The following is a 15,997-nucleotide window of genomic DNA, read 5'->3' on the forward strand; positions in this document are numbered from 1 at the left end:
CGCACCCTTTCCCACCTCGGCATATCCATCTATTGGCGGAATGCCAAGAAATGTACCGCCATCCAGCCCTAACAGACACTGTCCGATAGGTGTAGGGTGCCCGCATGGACGGAGCGGACGCCGCGAGATCGCGAGCATCGCCGGCATGTGCGTACAGGATCACATCCGGCGCATGTCCACAAAGGACTCCGTCTCGGGCGAGAGCCTTTCTACACAGGGATCACGTCATGCCGAGCCTGCGCCACGTGAGTTCGTCCCACATCGTGCGTCCGGACCGGGTGAGGCGCTGCTCCGTGGACAGCACGAGCAGGCCCGCCTCCCATCGCACGGTGCGCACCAGATCCGTGCCGGGATGTTCGGGATAAAGCGAGATATCGAGGTGGTGCACGACCTGATCACCACGCAGCTCGAACCGGCCGCCGTAGCCGACGAAACCGAGCGCGGCGGCACCGCGCTCCTTGTCGTCCGCGGTGAGGAACCCGGCGCCCGCGCGCCATTCACGGTTCCGGCGCATGAGCAGTGCCGTGACCCGGCCGTCCGGCTGGTAGCTGAGCCGCCCGACGGGACGGGGCCCGAGCACGTCGCCGACGGGGTTCCCGTCGACGACGCGGACGAAATCGAGCAGGTCCCAGGTCCCGTGAAGTTGTTCCACCGTCGTCACAGCGTCGCCTCCGTACCCAGCAGCGCCGTCGAGACGACGGGATCGCCCGGACCGCCGGTCATCAACGACAAGGCGGCGTCGGGCACCTGGTTGACCGACGTGCCGCGAACCTGCCGCACCGCCTCGTTCACCAGGCTCATCCCGTGGATGAATCCGTCGGCGAGGTTGCCGCCGGAGGTGTTGACCAGCAGCCGCCCGCCGGACGCGATGAGGTTGTCGAACGTGATGAAATCACCGGCGCTTTCCAGCGTGCAGAAGCCGTGGAAACCCGAGGACCAGTACGGGGTCTGGTTCTCCTCGATCATGCCCCAGCCCCGCACCGCCCCGGTCGGTGCCCCGAGCAGATACGCGGGCGGCTGCGCCAGATCCTTCGCCCGTTGCGCGGACACGAGGATCACCGCCGCCCCGGCGTCGCTTTCCCTCGAGCAGCCGAAAAGATGGTACGGCTCGGAAATCCACCGTGATTCCTCGTAGCTCGTCTCGTCCAGCGGCGTATCCCGGCCGATCGCACGCGGGTTGCGGCGTGCGTGGTAGTAGGACGCCAGCGCCATATCGCGCAACGTCCGTGCGGGCACGCCCTCGGCCTCGATCAGCCGCGTCGAGCGGAGCGCGCACATCTGCGCCGGCGCGTCGAGCCCGTTGACCAGGTGCTGTGCCGCGGTGTCGTCCTGCGCGACGTCGACGCGCAGCCGCTGACCGCCCTTCTCCGACATCGCCCGGTAGACGGCGACCACGTCGGCCTGCCCCGTCACGATCGCGCTCGCGGCGAGCCCGAGCGCGCCGGGGATGCCGCCGCCGTGGGTCCATACGAGCGCGCCGAAGCGGAGTTCCTTCGTGCCCAGCGCGGGCATCATCCGCTGGCCGTCGTTGCGCTCGGAACCGTAGGACACGAAGCCGTCGATCTCCGACGGGTGTATCCCGGCGTCCTCGCTCGCGGCGACGATCGCGCGCAAAGCCAGTTCCAGCGCGGGTTTCCCGGAAGTACCGCGCTTGTAGTACGGGGTCTCGCCGACGCCCGCCACCGCGGTCGTACCCCGCATGACCGCGTTCACCATGTGACTGCCTCACTCCCCCGCCAGCGACCAGCGCAGCGCCGGATAGCCCTTGGATTTCGGCGACGGCGGGTCGATGTGGCCGCGGACCGGCGCCCCGATCCGCAGCCCGTCCTCGGCCCGTTCGCGTGTCCGGTCGAAGGCGTGCCAGCTGCGTGTCCAGGAGTAGACCGAGCCGGAACGGGTCGACGGGCACCCACTCCTGCTCCCACGAACCGCAGTCGCCGCAACGGAAGTGCGCGGGCCACATCCAGCGCGGCAGCCGGAACTCGCTGTCCTCGAGGAACTCCCAGTACTTCTCATCCGCGTTGATGCCACCGTTGATCCGGTGCGCCTGGAAGCTGTAGCCCATAGTGCCTCCGATCAGCCCCAGTGGCGGGGATCGTCGAGTGCGCGATCGAGCCACTGATGGAAGTGCTGGTTGGCGATCTCGTTGCGGCCGAACAACAACGGCGGCAAGTCCGTATTGGACACCGCGTGCTGCAAGGCGCGGTTGACGACCAGGTCCTCGTCGCGCAGCACCGCCATCAGGATGTCCCAGTTCTTGTCCCAGCGCGCCTTCTGCTCGTCGGTGACGGCGGGCTCGCGAATCAGGATGCGCATCTGCATCCGGGTGCCCTCCGCCGTGCCCGGCGCGGGCACGAAGGTGAGCACCTCCAGGTGATCGGGCTGCCGGAGGATACTCATGTTCGGCATGATGAAGTGCGCGATCGTGATGTGTCTGTTGATGTCCACTTCGGACGGATCCTGTTCACGCACCTTGTCGATGCTCTTGCGCGCCGACACCACGCGGGCGTGTCTGCCCATCTGCCGCCACGCCTGCACGTTGTTGTAGAAGTACGGCGCGACGGTGCCCGCGTGTGTCGAGGCGATGTGGTAGCCGTCGAGGAAGGCGTCCATGAGCACCTTCCAGTTGATCTCCTCGTCGAAATCACCGGAGCGGCAACAGGTGTAGGAGTCCATGTCGAACGAGGTCAGCGCGTCGTCCAGCTCGGGGCCGAGCCACTGCGCCACATCGATCTTCACATCACCGCGCGCCGAGTCCACGACCCAGACGAAACGTGCCGCTGCTCGACCGGGACTTCCAGCAGGCCCAGGCAGCTCTTGTCGACCTGGCCGAACGTCGGCTCGTGCGCGATCGCCCGCAGCGTCCCGTCTCCCGCGAAGGTCCAGCCGTGGTAGCGGCAGCTGAAGAACCTTCGCGAGCCGGCGTCGTCCATGACCAGCCGGGCGCCCCGGTGCCGGCAGATGTTGACGAACCCGCGCACCTCGCCGTCCGGCTGACGCACCAGCACGATTTCGTTGTTGGGCAGCTGGACGGTGAGAAAGTCGTGTGGCTCCGGCAGTTGCGAACCGTGCGCGGCCACGACCGGGACGGTGCCGAAGATCTCGGCGCGTTCCCGCCGCGCGAGCGCGGGATCAGAGTAGGACCGCGGATCCACTTCGAGGATCTCGTCCGCCAGATCGGTGGTCCGGTTCTCGATGTGGCCGAACATCTGACGCGCGAACTCGGCCTTCTGCCCCGCGTCGTAAGGCAAGTCGGTGAACACCATCGGAAAAGACCTCCTCCTTGAGGTTTCGGGTGTCACAGCTGCAGGCTTTTGACCTCGACGAACTCCCCGAGGCCGAACGCTTCGCCCTCGCGCCCGAGACCGGACTGCCGGTAGCCGCCGAAGGGCGCGGCGGCGTTGAACTTCCCGCCGTTGACCTCGATCTGCGTGGCCCGCAGCCGGCGGGCGACACGCTGGGCACGCTGGGCGTCGGCCGACCACACGGCGCCCGCGAGACCGTAGGGAGTGCCGTTGGCGATCGCGACGGCCTCCTCGTCGGTGTCGTAGGGAATAATCGAGAGCACCGGGCCGAAGATCTCCTCCTGGGCGATCCGGGCATTGGGGTCCACCTCGGAGAAAACGGCGGGCTCCACGAAGTAGCCACGCGAGTGGCGTCGCGAGGGCTCCGGCGAACCGGTGAGCAGTCGGGCGCCGTCCTCGATCCCCTGGCGGACATAGGAGAGCACGCGGTCGCGCTGGACCGCGCTCACCATCGGCCCGAGTTTCGTGGCGTCGTCGGCGGGATCGCCCGGCACGTACTGGGCGGCGGCCTCGGCGGCCAGTTCCCCGGCCTCGGCGAGCTGGTGCCGGGCCACGAGCATGCGGGTCTGTGCGTTGCAGCTCTGCCCGCCGTTGAGATAGCTCGCGCGCACGGTGTGCGGCACCGCCACCGCGAGGTCGGCGTCGTCGAGCAGCACGCTCGCGCTCTTGCCGCCCAGTTCCAGCGCGACGCGTTTGATACTCGGCGCGGCCAGTTCGAGAATCCGCCTGCCCACCGCCGTGGAACCGGTGAAGCTCACCATGTCGACGTCCGGATGCCGGGCCAGCGCCTCACCGACGACGGTCCCGTAGCCGTGCAAGAGGTTGAACACGCCCGGCGGGAAGCCCACCGCGTCGATCGCCTGCGCGAGTGCGCGCGCGGTGAGCGGCGCGACCTCGCTGGCCTTGACCACGACAGTGCAGCCCGCGCAGAGCGCGGCGCCGATCTTGGCGGTGATCTGGTGCAGCGGGTAGTTCCACGGCGTGATGCAGCCGACCACACCGATGGCCTCGCGGATGATCAGCGAGTTGCGCAGGTTCTCCTGCCACGCGAACTCCGCCGCGGCCGCGCTCGCCTCCCTGAGGTCGACGATGCCGAGCCCGACCTGCGCCCACCTCGCGACGCGGCGCGGTGTGCCGACCTCGGCGACGAGCACGCCGGTGATCTCGTCCTGCCGCCGCTCGAGTTCGTCGGCGAGTCGCGCGACGAACTTCGCCCGCTCGCCAGGGCCGGTCTCCGCCCAGTCCTCGAACGCCCGGCGCGCGGCGCGGACCGCGAGAGCGACGTCCTCCGGCGTTCCCGACGGCACGTCGCCGATGGCTTCCTCGGTGGCCGGGTTGAGCACGGTGACCCGTTCCGCGCCCGTCGAAGAGGTCCAGCTGCCGCCGACGTAGAGATCGGAAGTCACAGTGGGGCACTCCCCTCAGAATTATGAAAATTACCTTATGAGTGTAGATACAAATCTGTCAACACGCGCTACGGAAAGCAGTACTGCCATACTGTCCGCATGCCTCGTCCTGCCCGGCCGATCCTCAGCTACGACGGGATCGTCGAGTCCGCACTCGCTCTCATCGACGCCGACGGACTCGAGGCGTTCAGCGTCAAGCGCCTGGCCAGGGCGATGAACGTGCGTGGCCCGTCGCTGTACTACTACTTCCCCGACAAGGCCGCCATCCTGGAAGCCGTCGCGCGCCTCATCGTCCGCAGCACGCCGCGGCCACGCGACCGGGCGCCGGAACACTGGATCGAGTACTTCGTGACCCAGAGCCTGAACTTCCGGCGCACCATCCTCCGCCATGCGAACGCGGCCCCGCTCCTGCTCGAGTTCATGCCCAGGGACGTGTTCGCCCCGACCTACGAGGTCTCCGCGCGGTTCCTGGCCGAGGCGGGCATTCCGGACCATCAGCGGGTGCTGATCATGGACGGACTGGACAGGTTCACCCTCGGCGCCGCGCTGACGGAGGCGATGAAGCCGGCCGCCGACCGCAAGGACATCTTCCCGCACTTCGATCCCGTCCTGCAGCCCTCGCTGGCCCGGTCGGTCTCCGCGAACGAACTGACCCCCGAGGCGCTGTGGGCCGAGTCGATCAGGACCTTCCTGCGGGGCATTGTGGCCGGCCGACATCCCGGAAACGCGGACGAAGGTGCGATCACGATGAGGGCGGCGGCCTCGCGGCGGTCGCGCTCGCGCCGACGGTGACTTGCCCGAGCCGTTCCTTCCCGTTAACCTAAAGACAATAGTTTTAACGGAGGAACGCCATGGCGCACGTCGTCACTCAGCCCTGCTGCAACGATGCGAGTTGCGTGCCGGTGTGCCCGGTCAACTGCATCCACCCCACGCCGGACGAAGCGGAGTACGCGCGCAGCGAGATGCTCTACATCGATCCGGAGACGTGCATCGACTGCGGCGCCTGCGTCGAGGTCTGCCCGGTCGACGCGATCGTGCCCGATTACGACCTCACCGACGACAACGTCCGGTTCTCCGAGATCAACGCCCGCTATTTCGAAGATCCCGCACACCGGGACTATTCGCCCGATCCGGCCGACGTCGCGAAACCGCGGATCGAGACGACCGAGCCGGGTCCGCTTCGCGTCGCGATCGTCGGCTCCGGCCCCGCGGCCTGTTACGCGGCGGAGGAGCTGCTCACCCGCCGGGGGCTCGACGTCGAGATCCACATGTTCGAGCGGCTCCCCGTCCCGTGGGGCCTCGTGCGCTTCGGCGTCGCGCCGGATCATCAGAGCACCAAGGCCGTGACGAAGGCCTTCGGCCGCACGATGACCCGGAAAGGACTGCACGTCCATCTCAACGTCGAGGTCGGCACGCACGTCACGCACGAGGAGTTGCTGGCCCACCACCACGCCGTGCTCTACGCGGTGGGCGCGCCCCGTGACCGGCGGCTGGGTGTTCCCGGCGAGGATCTGCCCGGCAGCCACCCCGCGACCGAGTTCGTCGCGTGGTACAACGGCCATCCCGAGTTCGCCGGCACGGCCTTCGACCTGTCCGCGGAGCGCGCGGTCGTCGTCGGGAACGGCAATGTCGCGCTGGACGTGGCCCGCGTCCTCGCCGCCGACGTCGACGACCTCGCTCGCACCGACATCGCCGACCACGCGCTGGAAGCGCTGGCAGCCAGCCGGATCCGCGAGGTCGTCGTCCTCGGCAGGCGCGGACCACACGAGGCCGCCTACACGGTGCCCGAGCTGCTCGGACTGTCCACTTTCGACGTGGTCGCCGAATACGGTGAAGCGGCGGGAAGCCTCAAAGCCGAACTGGTCCGCGAGCTGGCCGGGCGGCCTCGGCGAGCGAAGAAGCAGATCGTGCTGCGCTACCTGTCCTCGCCTCGGGAGGTCCTCGGGCAGGACCGGGTTCGCGGTCTGCGCGTCGTCCGGAACGAGCTTGTGGACGGCAAAGCCGTGGCGACCGGGGAGACCGGGGACATCGAGTGCGGCCTCGTGCTGCGCTCCATCGGCTACCGGGGCGCCCCCTTGCCGGGCCTGCCTTTCGACGAAACGCGCGGCATCCTGCCCAACGACGGTGGCCGGGTGAGGGCGGGTGTGTACGCCGCGGGCTGGATCAAACGTGGCCCCTCCGGCGTCGTCGGCACCAACAAGAAATGCGCCGAGGACACGGTGGCGGCGCTACTGGAGGACTATCTGAACGGCCGGCTGACCGCGCCGCCCACGGACGCCGGCGAGGTGGACGACCTGATCGCGGGCCGTCAGCCGCTCGCCCTGGACTACAACGGCTGGAAGGCCATCGACGCGCACGAGCGGGAGGCCGGACGCGCCCAGCATCGCCCGCGCGTCAAACTGGTCGACACGCAGGCGATGCTGGACGTCGTCAAGCGATCCCGTGTTTCCTAGGACTCCGGCGTGAACGTCACGGGCAGCGCCGCGACCCCGCGCACCTGGCTCGGGTGCGAGACCGACGGCTTGTCCCGGTCGACGCGGAGGTCGGGCAGCCTGCGGTAGAGCTCCTCGAAGGCGATGGTCAGCTCGACGCGCGCCAGATGCGAGCCGAGGCAGCGGTGCGGCCCGGAGCCGAAGGACAGGTGCCGGTTGGGCGTGCGGTGGAGATCGAGCACGCCCGGGTCCTCGAACTCCGCGGAGTCGCGGTTGGCGCCCGCCAGTACGAGCAGCAACTGGTCACCCTCGTGCAGCGACACCCCACCGAGTTCGACGTCCTTCGTGACCCGGCGGCCCGGCGACACGGCGGCCTCGATCCGCAGGATCTCCTCCACAGCCGTGGGAATGATGTCGGGATCGTCCACGAGTTCCTGACGCTTCTCGGGGTGATCGGACAGGTGCATGACTCCCCACGCGAGCGAGCCCTGCACCGTGTGCAGCCCCGCGATGAGCAACAGGAAGAACATGTTGGACAGCTCTTCGTCGGTGAGCAGCCGCTTGCCGTCCTCGAACTCGACCGGGGTGTCGATGATCGCCTTGGTGATGTCGTCGGCGTCGGGACGGCTGCGCCGGTCGGCGATCACGTTCGCGTAGTAGCCGAACAGCTGTTGAGCCGCCTCGGCGCGTACCTTGACGTTCTCCTCTTCGGACAGGCCGGGCTTGCCCTGCAGCGTAATGTCGGTCATCTCGGTGAACATCGGTGCGTCTTCCAGCGGCCACCCCATCAGGGCGAGGAACACGCGTGCGGGCATCTCGTGGGCGAATTCGGAAATGTACTCCGCCTCGCCCCGGGCGGCGAAACCATCGATCAATTCGTTGACGATCGCGCGGATGCGCGGGGCCAGCGCCTTCATCCGGTTCGGGTTGAACAACGGCTGCAGCGCGTGGCGGTAGGCCGTGTGCTCGGGCGGGTCGACCTCCAGCGGGAGGAACTTGCCGGCGCCGTGCTCGATCAGGTTGTTCGGGAAACTGGAGAAGGTCGCGGGATCGCGCAGTACGTCGTGAATTTCTTGGTAGCGCGTGACAATCCAGTGGCCGCCGTACCGCTCCGAGTACACGAGCGGACCGATCGCCGAAAGCTCGGCAACCCGTTCGTTGACCTGATCGGCCGGTGCGCACAGGCCGGGATCGTAGATGTCGAAGTCCACGCGCAGGTGCTGCGGGACGTTGTCGAGAGTGGTGGTCATGAGCAGGTGCTCCCATCGTCATTGACCGAGAACGGACTGCCGGGCAGTTCCCCAAGTTATCTAATGCGCTTAGAATAGCGAGACGTCAATCACTGTCAACCGCACTCGAATACGGACACAGTTACCTAAGGTCGTTAAGTGTCACTCGAAGGGTCGAAGATGATCAGTCACGAGAGCTTCCTCATCGACGGAGAATGGGTCCGCCCCACCTCGCCGGGACGGATACCGGTGGTGTCCCCCTCGACGGAAGAGGTGATCGGCGAAGCACCGGACGCCGGCGCCGAGGACGTCGACGCCGCGGTGCGTGCGGCACGCCGGTCGTTCACCGCCGGCACATGGCGGCGGATGAGCACCGGCGAGCGGGCCGACGTGCTCGAAGGCACCTTGCGGCTGCTGGAGCCGAAACTGGCCGAGATCGGGCGCGTTGTCACCTCCGAGATGGGCCTGCCGTCCTCGATCGCGGGCGTGCAGATTCCCGGCGCGCTGGAAACCGGTCGCTATTTCGTCGAACTGGCCCGCGCGGAGCCGTTGTCCGAATTGCGCAGCGGCCGGACGACCGCCGCCGTGGTGAAGGAGCCGGTCGGTGTCGTCGCGTCGATCGCGCCGTGGAACGGCCCGTTCAACATGGGCGTCGCGAAGATCTTCCCGGCGCTGGCGGCCGGATGCAGCGTGGTCTACAAGCCGGCGCCGGAGACGCCGCTGGACGGCTACTTCATCGCCGAGGCGCTGGCCGGGGCCGGTGTCCCCGCAGGAGTCTTCAATTTCATCACCGGCGATCGCGACGCCGGCCGCGCGCTGGTGGCGCATCCGGAGGTGGACAAGGTCAGCTTCACCGGCTCGACCGCCGCCGGACGCGAGATCGGCCAGGAGTGCGGGCGCTCGTTCAAGCGGGTGCAACTGGAACTCGGCGGGAAGTCCGCGGCGATCATTCTGGACGACGCGGACGTCGCGACGAGCATGCAGGGCATCGCGGTCGGCTCGTTCTTCAACACCGGCCAGGTGTGCGCTTCCTACAGCCGGATCCTCGTTCCCCGCACCCGTTACGACGAAGTGGTCGAGGCGTTGGTCGCGACGGCGGAGTCGTTCGTCGTGGGCGATCCCTTCGATGCGGCGACGACCATGGGGCCGCTGGTGTCGCGGCGGCAGCGTGACCGGGTCGAGGAGTATCTCGCGGCGGGTGTCGCGGACGGCGCGAAGATCCTCACCGGCGGCGGTCGGCCGCAGCATCTGGACAAGGGCTGGTTCATCGCGCCCACGGTGTTCGGTTCGGCGGAGAACTCGATGCGCATCTGCCGCGAGGAGATTTTCGGGCCGGTCGCCGCGGTACTCGCGTACGACACCGTGGAGCAGGCGATCGCCATCGCCAACGACTCCGACTACGGCCTGCACGGGGCGGTGTTCACCACCGACGAGGACAAGGCGCTCGAGGTCGCGCGCGCCGTGCGCACCGGCACGTTCAGCGTCAACTCCTTCACCTACAACATCGAGGCCCCGTTCGGCGGCGTCAAATGCTCCGGCATCGGACGCGACACCGGCCACGAGGGCCTGACCGCGTACTACGAACTCAAGACGATCAACCTGACGCCGGGCATGGAGCGCCTCTTCGCTTAGGCATCACCGGTGAACACCGCCGGCCGGCGCTCGCGAAACGCCGCGATCCCCTCGGCGAAATCGCGGGTGTCGGTCAGCGTGCTCTGGTGCTCGGCCTCGGCGGACAGCACCGCCTCACGGTCGCCTCCCGCGAGGCCGAGCATCGCCTTCACCGCGGCCTGCGCGGCGGGCGGCCCCTGTGCCACCCGTCGCGCCGTCGCCAGCGCCGCCGTCAGCGCGGCGCCCGGTTCCGCGAGTTCGTCGACGAGCCCGATGCCGAACGCGCGAGTGCCGTCCGCTGTGTCGCCGAACAACAGCATCCTGCGTGCCCACGCGATGCCGACCCGCTGCGGCAACGACCAGAAAATGCCCATGTCGACGCAAAGGCCGACGCCGGTGAACGTCGCACGGAACCGCGTGCCCGCCGTGGCCACGACCCGGTCGCACGCCGACGCGAGCGCCACACCCGCGCCGAACGCGGCGGCCTCGACCGCCGCCACGACGGGCGTGGGCCCGGCCAGGATCGTCCGCACCACCGCCTGGGCGGACTCCAGCAGTTCCAGTGCCTCGGCGGCGGGCTTGCGCCCCATCGCCTTCAGGTCGCCGCCCGCGCAGAACACCGGTCCCGCGCCGGTCAGCACGATCGCGCGGACGGCGGGGTCGGCCATGGCCGTTTCGAGTTCACCGAGAAGTGCGATACGAAGGTCGAGACCGACCGGATTCCGCCGATCCGGATCGTTGAGCGTCAGGGTGCGGACGGGGCCGCTGTCGTCACGCAGTACGAGGCACGACACGAGAACTCCTTGACAGTGCTCGGGATCTTCGGAGAATCCCCCGGAGGAAAGCCCTGTTGACGATATCTAATCTAGAGCTATAAGGTATCTGCATTCTTTACTCCCTGGCGCGGGAAGGTCAATCCCTGGACCGCCGGACACCGTTGTCCGGAGAGAGGAAGTGTCATGGCGAGGCTCGAAGGCAAGGTCGCGATCATCACCGGCGCCGGCTCGGGGCTGGGACGCGAATCCGCCCGGTTGTTCGCCGAAGAAGGCGCGAAGGTCGTCGTGATGGACATTCTCGGCGACCGCGCGCAGGCGACCGTCAAGCTCGTCACCGAACAGGGCGGCACGGCCGTCGCGGTCGAAGCCGACACCACGGTCGAGGCCGACGTGGCACGGACGGTGAGCACCGCGCTCGAGACGTTCGGCAAACTCGACATCATGTGGGCCAACGCGGGCATCGTCTCGCGGGGCGGCGTGCCGAGCGTGATGGGCGGCGAGGAGCTGGCCTTCGAGGACTTCCCGCTGGAGGACTGGCACAAGGTCATGGCGGTGAACCTGACCGGCCCGTTCCTGTGCGCCAAGCACGCGGTCAAACCGATGCGCGAGAACGGGGGTGGCGCCATCCTCGTCACCTCGTCCGCGGCGTCGATGGTCGCCTACCACAGCATCGCGCCGTACTCGGCGACCAAAGCCGGGGTCAACGGCATGGTGCGCGGCCTCTCGCTGGATCTCGGCAAATGGGGCATCCGGGTCAACGCGATCGCACCGACGCACGGGATGTCGCCGAACTTCCTGCTGGAGCACGGCGCCCCGGTGGTCGGCCAGTCCTATGAGGAGGTCGCGGGCCCGTGGGACAAGGGCGTCACGCCCATTCCGCTCAAACTGGACCGGCCTCCGTCACTGCGCGACAATGCCAAGACCGCCCTGTTCCTGGTGTCCGACGACGCGGCGTACACGTCGGGTCAGGTCATCTCCTCGGCCGATGGCGGCACGCTCGCGCGGGTCGCGATCCCCTTCCCCGAGGACCAGGGGCAGCCGACTCTGTAGAAGACGAGCACCGATGAGCAAGCACCTGACCATCGACCGGGAAGCCTGTGCCGGGCACGGCATCTGTTACGGCGCCGCACCGGAGATCATGGACTGCGACGACCAGGGGTATCCGGTACTCGTCACCGATCCCGTTCCGGATGACCTGGCCGCCAAAGCGGATCACCTCGTGCGCGCGTGCCCGGAACAGGCTCTCCGGCTGCGCGGCTAACACTCCCCGGCGTCGTTCGGCGAAGGAGCGGAAACGATGACTGTACTCGTCACCGACGGTCTTCGGCACTGGGCACGCGAAGCACCGGACCGGCCCGCGATCGTGTTCGACGGTGACGACGTCGTCACCTACCGGGCGCTCGATCGCTGGACCGATGCCGCCGCGGGTTTCCTCGCGGCGTGTGGGCTGGGCGCCGGCGAGCGGATCGGCATCATCGGCGCGAACAGCCTCGAATGGTGCGTCGCCGCGATCGGCGCCCTCAAGCTCGGCGCGGCCGTCGTCCCGTACAACAACCGGTTCACCCCGGCCGAACTGCGCTATCTCGTGGACGACTCCGAGCCGAGGCTGGTGCTCACCGACGAGGCGCACCGTGACCGGATGTCCTCCGCGCTGACGGGTTCGCCGCTCGAACTCGGCGGGCTCGGCGAATTCACCGCGCTGCGGGACCTGGAGGAAGCGGTTCTCCGCCCATCGTCCACTTGGGACGATCCGGCGGTGATCGTGTACACCAGCGGAACGACGTCGAAACCCAAGGGCGTGATCTTCAGTCACCGCAGCATGTTCAACTTCATCGCGGACTTCGCGCTGGCCGAGCCGGCCCTGCGCCCGGAGGCGCGCATGATCTACCTGCTGTCGATGTCCGGCGCTCCCGGGCTCCCCTGGCACGTGCTGCATCCGCTCACGCGTGGCGCGTCGTTGTTCTACGAGAGGGGTTTCGACGCGCCGACGGCGTTGCGGCGGGTCACCCAGGAGCGCATTCAGATCCTGTGCGGGGTCCCGGTGCTCTTCGAGCAGATGGCGGCGCTGCCGGAGTTCGCACAGGCCGATCTCTCGTCGCTGGAACTGGTCACGATCGCCGGGGCCAGGGCACCGGTGCCCACGATCAAGGCGTGGCTGGCGAAGGGCGTGCCGCTGCGGCAGGCCTACGGCATGACCGAACTCGGCGGCATCTCCACGCTCAACCCGCCGGAGCAGGCACTGACCCGGCCCGAATCGATCGGCCGCGGCACGGTGCTGACCCGGCACCGCGTCGTGCGCCCCGACGGTTCCGACTGCGATCCCGGCGAGCCGGGCGAGATCATCGTCAGCGGGCCGGGCATGACGCCCGGATACTGGCGGAACGACAAGGCCACCGCGGAGGCGTTGCGCGAGGGCTGGTTCCACAGCGGCGACGTCGGCATCAAGGACGACGAGGGCTACATCCGCGTCGTCGACCGGCTCAAGGACATCATCATCACCGGCGGGTACAACGTGGCGCCCTCGGAGATCGAAGCGGTCGTCGACGAGGTGCCCGGTGTGCTCGAGGTGTGCGTGATCTCCGCCGACGATCCGAAGTTCGGGGAGACCCCGGCGGCGATCGTGCATTCCGACGGATCCGTGACGGCCGAGCAGATCCAGGCGCACTGCCGCGCGCGGCTGGCCGGCTACAAGGTGCCGCGCCACGTCGTACTGCAGGACGCGCCGCTGGAACGGATGGCCAGCGGCAAGATCGCACGCCGCCGGATCCGCGACGCCCATCCCGAGCTCACCTCGAAACCGGCCACGGTATGAGCGGATGAGGCTCGGCATTCTCGCGGACGCGCACGGCAACGTGGCGGCGTTCGACCACGCCATGATCGAGCTGGCCCGCGAGGCCGACGAGGTGCTGGTGGCCGGGGACGCGTTCTCCGACCACCGGTTCTCCAACGAGATCGTCCGGACGATCCGGCGCTCGGGCGCGCAGTACGTGCTGGGCAACCACGAGATGTCCTTTCTCGGGCCTGCCAACGCCCGGGCACGGCAGTCCCCACGGCTTTCGCGGCGGGAGCTGGACTTCGTCCGCCACACGCCGGCCGAACTGCGTGTGACGCTGGGCGGCCTGCGGGTGCTGATGGTGCATGGCAGCCCGTGGCCGCCCTACGGCCGCTACCTCGATCCGGCGAGCCCGGAGTTCGACCGCGCCGACGAGCTCGGCGCCGACCTGGTCGTACTGGGACACACGCATCTCCCGATGCAGAAGCGAGTGCGCGGCGTGCGGCACCGAGATAGATCGCGAGGGAGGAAGCGATGACATCGATCGCCCTATCCAGGCAGGAGCGGATCCGGCGCACACTCGAACATCTTCGCGCCGGAACCACCGACGAGTCCGACGGCGTGATGTGGTTCGGGCCGGAGGAGTTCACCGACCCGCGGATCGCCGCGCGCGAACGCGACCACGTGTTCGGCCGCGTGCCCTCGATCGTCGCGCACACCGGCGAACTACCGCGGCCCAAGGACTTTCTCACCCTGCGGATGCCGCGGAACCAGGTGCTCGTGGTGCGCCAGGACGACGGTGGGGTCAAGGCGTTCGTGAACGCGTGCCGGCATCGCGGCGCGCTGCTGGAGGAACAGGAGAAGGGCAGCTGCCGGCTGTTCTCGTGCGGCTACCACCGCTGGTCCTACGACACGGACGGGAAGCTGCGCACGGTCACGCGCGAGGGCACGTTCGGGGACATCGACCGCGAAGCCCACGGCCTCATCGAACTGCCCTGCGAGGAACGGCACGGTTTCATCTGGCTGATCGACGACGTGGACGTGCCGATCGACGTCGCCGCCTGGCTCGGGCCGGAGGTGGACGAGATCCTCGCCGGTTACCACCTCGACCGGCTGCTGGCCTACCGGTGCGAAGGCTTCGACGAGCCGGCGAACTGGAAGATCATGCAGGACGCGTTCATCGACAACTACCACATCCAGTACGCCCACCCCAACTCCGCGGGAAAGCACGTGCACACCAACGTGCAGGCGGTCGAGGACTTCGGGCGGCACGCGCGAATGTGCTCGCCCCGCAAGAAGATCGACCGCTGGCTGGACGAGGATCCCGGTGACCGCGACCTCGGCCGGTATGTCATCGACGGGCATTTCCTGCTGCCGAACAGCACTCTGCTGCGCCAGCCCGACGACCACTTCGAGTTGCTGACCTTCCGCCCGCACCCCAGCGATCCCGGGCGCTGCCGGATGGAGATGCGTCTGCTCGTTCCCTCCATTGAGGACAGTGGAATGGATCCGGAGCGCTGGCGCAAGACCTGGGAGAAGAACTGGGACATCCTGCTCGCCGTGCTGCACCAGGAGGACTTCCCGCTGCTGCGCGGTTCGCAGCTGGCTTTGACGAGCGCCAACGCAGGCGGCATGATCCTGGGACGCAACGAGGTCGTGAACCAGATTTTCCATCGGGAACTGCGGAAACTGGTTTCCTGAACGAGGAGGTACCGGGTGGACCTCTCAGGCGAGGTCGCGCTGGTCACCGGCGCGAGTTCCGGGCTGGGGCGGCGATTCGCGGCGGTGCTGGCCTCCGCCGGCGCACGGGTGGTGATCGGCGGCCGCCGCGACGAGCGGCTGAAGGAGGTCGCCGCGGAGATCACAGCGGCGGGCGGACAGTGCGAGGCGGTTGCCTTCGACGTCTCCGACGCGCGGCGCCTGCCTGAAGTGATGGACCAGGTCGAGGCGGTCTTCGGCCTGGTCACGGTGCTGGTCAACAACGCGGGAATCAACGACGCCATGCGCCCGCACAAGATGCCGCTCGAACTGATCGACGCCGTGATCGACACCAACGTCCGTGGCCCGTTCGTGCTGTGCTGCGAGGTCGCCAGGCGCCTGATCGCCGCCAGGCGCGGCGGCCGCATCGTCAACATCTCGTCGATGGGCGCGTTCGACTACCACGGCAACGCGGCGGCGCTGTACTCCACCACGAAAGCGGCGGTGAACCGGATGACCGAGACACTCGCGGTGGAATGGGCCCGCCACGACATCAACGTCAACGCGATCGCCCCCGGCGCGTTCGCGACCGAGATGATGGACGGCATGATCGCCCGCGTCGGCGATCCGAGCGGCGCGTTTCCCCGCAAGCGGCTCGGCGACCCCGCGCAGCTCGACAGCTCGCTGCTGTATCTCGTCTCGCCAGGGTCCGAGTTCGTCACGGGCACCGTGCTCAAGGTCGACGACGGGCAGATGGGCCGCTGACC

16 protein-coding genes are annotated in these 15,997 nt (G+C 68.3%); 9 read left to right on the forward strand and 7 right to left on the reverse strand.

The features are described 5' to 3' along the window. Positions 1-220: 220 nt before the first annotated feature. From HFP15_RS28095 to HFP15_RS28110, 5 genes are all read right to left on the reverse strand, one after another. A complete protein-coding gene (locus HFP15_RS28095; RefSeq protein WP_168519772.1) occupies positions 221-661 on the reverse strand; it encodes a lipocalin-like domain-containing protein in 441 nt (146 codons plus the stop codon). Continuing rightward, the gene (locus tag HFP15_RS28100; protein ID WP_210717969.1) at positions 658-1,701 is read right to left on the reverse strand and encodes a thiolase C-terminal domain-containing protein; all 1,044 of its coding nucleotides are present in this window, start codon (positions 1,699-1,701) and stop codon (positions 658-660) included. Before HFP15_RS28100 ends, HFP15_RS28095 begins: the two co-directional genes overlap by 4 nt. A 375-nt stretch (positions 1,702-2,076) precedes the next feature. After that, on the reverse strand, positions 2,077-2,760 hold the full coding sequence (locus tag HFP15_RS42275) for an SRPBCC family protein (protein WP_312871780.1): 684 nt from the start codon (positions 2,758-2,760) through the stop codon (positions 2,077-2,079). Next, entirely contained in the window at positions 2,736-3,266 is a 531-nt protein-coding gene (locus tag HFP15_RS42280; protein WP_210717971.1) for an aromatic ring-hydroxylating oxygenase subunit alpha, read from the reverse strand. The genes HFP15_RS42275 and HFP15_RS42280 overlap by 25 nt, the downstream gene beginning before the upstream one ends. A 32-nt stretch (positions 3,267-3,298) precedes the next feature. After that, positions 3,299-4,711 (reverse strand): aldehyde dehydrogenase family protein, encoded by a 1,413-nt coding sequence (locus HFP15_RS28110; protein ID WP_168519774.1) that lies wholly within the window; start codon positions 4,709-4,711, stop codon positions 3,299-3,301. 99 nt (positions 4,712-4,810) lie between these two features. Here HFP15_RS28110 and HFP15_RS28115 point away from each other — a divergent pair, with 99 nt between their 5' ends. Together HFP15_RS28115 and HFP15_RS28120 are read left to right on the forward strand one after the other, a co-directional pair. Beyond that, the gene (locus HFP15_RS28115) at positions 4,811-5,503 is read left to right on the forward strand and encodes a TetR family transcriptional regulator (protein WP_168519775.1); all 693 of its coding nucleotides are present in this window, start codon (positions 4,811-4,813) and stop codon (positions 5,501-5,503) included. 59 nt (positions 5,504-5,562) lie between these two features. Then, on the forward strand, positions 5,563-7,164 hold the full coding sequence (locus HFP15_RS28120; RefSeq protein ID WP_168519776.1) for an FAD-dependent oxidoreductase: 1,602 nt from the start codon (positions 5,563-5,565) through the stop codon (positions 7,162-7,164). On the opposite strand, the gene HFP15_RS28125 is transcribed toward HFP15_RS28120, so the two are convergent. Further along, positions 7,161-8,393 (reverse strand): cytochrome P450, encoded by a 1,233-nt coding sequence (locus tag HFP15_RS28125; RefSeq protein WP_168519777.1) that lies wholly within the window; start codon positions 8,391-8,393, stop codon positions 7,161-7,163. The genes HFP15_RS28120 and HFP15_RS28125 overlap by 4 nt on opposite strands. A 138-nt stretch (positions 8,394-8,531) precedes the next feature. On the opposite strand from HFP15_RS28125, the gene HFP15_RS28130 reads away from it, so the two are divergent. Beyond that, the gene (locus HFP15_RS28130) at positions 8,532-10,004 is read left to right on the forward strand and encodes an aldehyde dehydrogenase (RefSeq protein WP_312871781.1); all 1,473 of its coding nucleotides are present in this window, start codon (positions 8,532-8,534) and stop codon (positions 10,002-10,004) included. Here HFP15_RS28130 and HFP15_RS28135 read toward each other — a convergent pair. Beyond that, positions 10,001-10,777 (reverse strand): enoyl-CoA hydratase/isomerase family protein, encoded by a 777-nt coding sequence (locus HFP15_RS28135; protein WP_312871782.1) that lies wholly within the window; start codon positions 10,775-10,777, stop codon positions 10,001-10,003. The genes HFP15_RS28130 and HFP15_RS28135 overlap by 4 nt on opposite strands. A gap of 165 nt (positions 10,778-10,942) precedes the next feature. Here HFP15_RS28135 and HFP15_RS28140 point away from each other — a divergent pair, with 165 nt between their 5' ends. The 6 genes from HFP15_RS28140 to HFP15_RS28165 are packed head-to-tail and all read left to right on the forward strand — an operon-like array spanning position 10,943 to position 15,995. Further along, entirely contained in the window at positions 10,943-11,809 is an 867-nt protein-coding gene (locus tag HFP15_RS28140) for an SDR family NAD(P)-dependent oxidoreductase (protein ID WP_168519778.1), read from the forward strand. A 13-nt stretch (positions 11,810-11,822) separates the two neighbouring features. Beyond that, a complete protein-coding gene (locus HFP15_RS28145) occupies positions 11,823-12,020 on the forward strand; it encodes a ferredoxin (RefSeq protein WP_168519779.1) in 198 nt (65 codons plus the stop codon). Positions 12,021-12,056: 36 nt separating this feature from the next. Next, positions 12,057-13,571: a class I adenylate-forming enzyme family protein gene (locus HFP15_RS28150; RefSeq protein ID WP_168519780.1), complete on the forward strand. Its 1,515-nt coding sequence runs from the start codon at positions 12,057-12,059 to the stop codon at positions 13,569-13,571. A gap of 4 nt (positions 13,572-13,575) precedes the next feature. Beyond that, positions 13,576-14,070, forward strand: a complete 495-nt coding sequence (locus HFP15_RS28155) for a metallophosphoesterase family protein (protein WP_168519781.1) — start codon at positions 13,576-13,578, stop codon at positions 14,068-14,070. Continuing rightward, complete coding sequence (locus HFP15_RS28160; RefSeq protein WP_168519782.1) at positions 14,067-15,233, forward strand: aromatic ring-hydroxylating oxygenase subunit alpha; 1,167 nt, start codon at positions 14,067-14,069, stop codon at positions 15,231-15,233. The genes HFP15_RS28155 and HFP15_RS28160 overlap by 4 nt, the downstream gene beginning before the upstream one ends. 15 nt (positions 15,234-15,248) lie before the next feature. Next, complete coding sequence (locus tag HFP15_RS28165; RefSeq protein WP_168519783.1) at positions 15,249-15,995, forward strand: SDR family NAD(P)-dependent oxidoreductase; 747 nt, start codon at positions 15,249-15,251, stop codon at positions 15,993-15,995. Positions 15,996-15,997: the final 2 nt, after the last annotated feature.

This window comes from Amycolatopsis acididurans (assembly GCF_012328925.1).
Classification (GTDB): Bacteria; Actinomycetota; Actinomycetes; order Mycobacteriales; family Pseudonocardiaceae; genus Amycolatopsis_E; species Amycolatopsis_E acididurans.

Coding starts and splice junctions, on each gene's coding strand:
- HFP15_RS28100 (WP_210717969.1), bottom strand. CDS start 1,701: ATGCGGGGTACGACCGCGGTGGCGGGCGTCGGCGAGACCCCGTACTAC.
- HFP15_RS42280 (WP_210717971.1), bottom strand. CDS start 3,266: ATGGTGTTCACCGACTTGCCTTACGACGCGGGGCAGAAGGCCGAGTTC.
- HFP15_RS28115 (WP_168519775.1), top strand. CDS start 4,811: ATGCCTCGTCCTGCCCGGCCGATCCTCAGCTACGACGGGATCGTCGAG.
- HFP15_RS28120 (WP_168519776.1), top strand. CDS start 5,563: ATGGCGCACGTCGTCACTCAGCCCTGCTGCAACGATGCGAGTTGCGTG.
- HFP15_RS28125 (WP_168519777.1), bottom strand. CDS start 8,393: ATGACCACCACTCTCGACAACGTCCCGCAGCACCTGCGCGTGGACTTC.
- HFP15_RS28140 (WP_168519778.1), top strand. CDS start 10,943: ATGGCGAGGCTCGAAGGCAAGGTCGCGATCATCACCGGCGCCGGCTCG.
- HFP15_RS28145 (WP_168519779.1), top strand. CDS start 11,823: ATGAGCAAGCACCTGACCATCGACCGGGAAGCCTGTGCCGGGCACGGC.
- HFP15_RS28150 (WP_168519780.1), top strand. CDS start 12,057: ATGACTGTACTCGTCACCGACGGTCTTCGGCACTGGGCACGCGAAGCA.
- HFP15_RS28155 (WP_168519781.1), top strand. CDS start 13,576: ATGAGGCTCGGCATTCTCGCGGACGCGCACGGCAACGTGGCGGCGTTC.
- HFP15_RS28160 (WP_168519782.1), top strand. CDS start 14,067: ATGACATCGATCGCCCTATCCAGGCAGGAGCGGATCCGGCGCACACTC.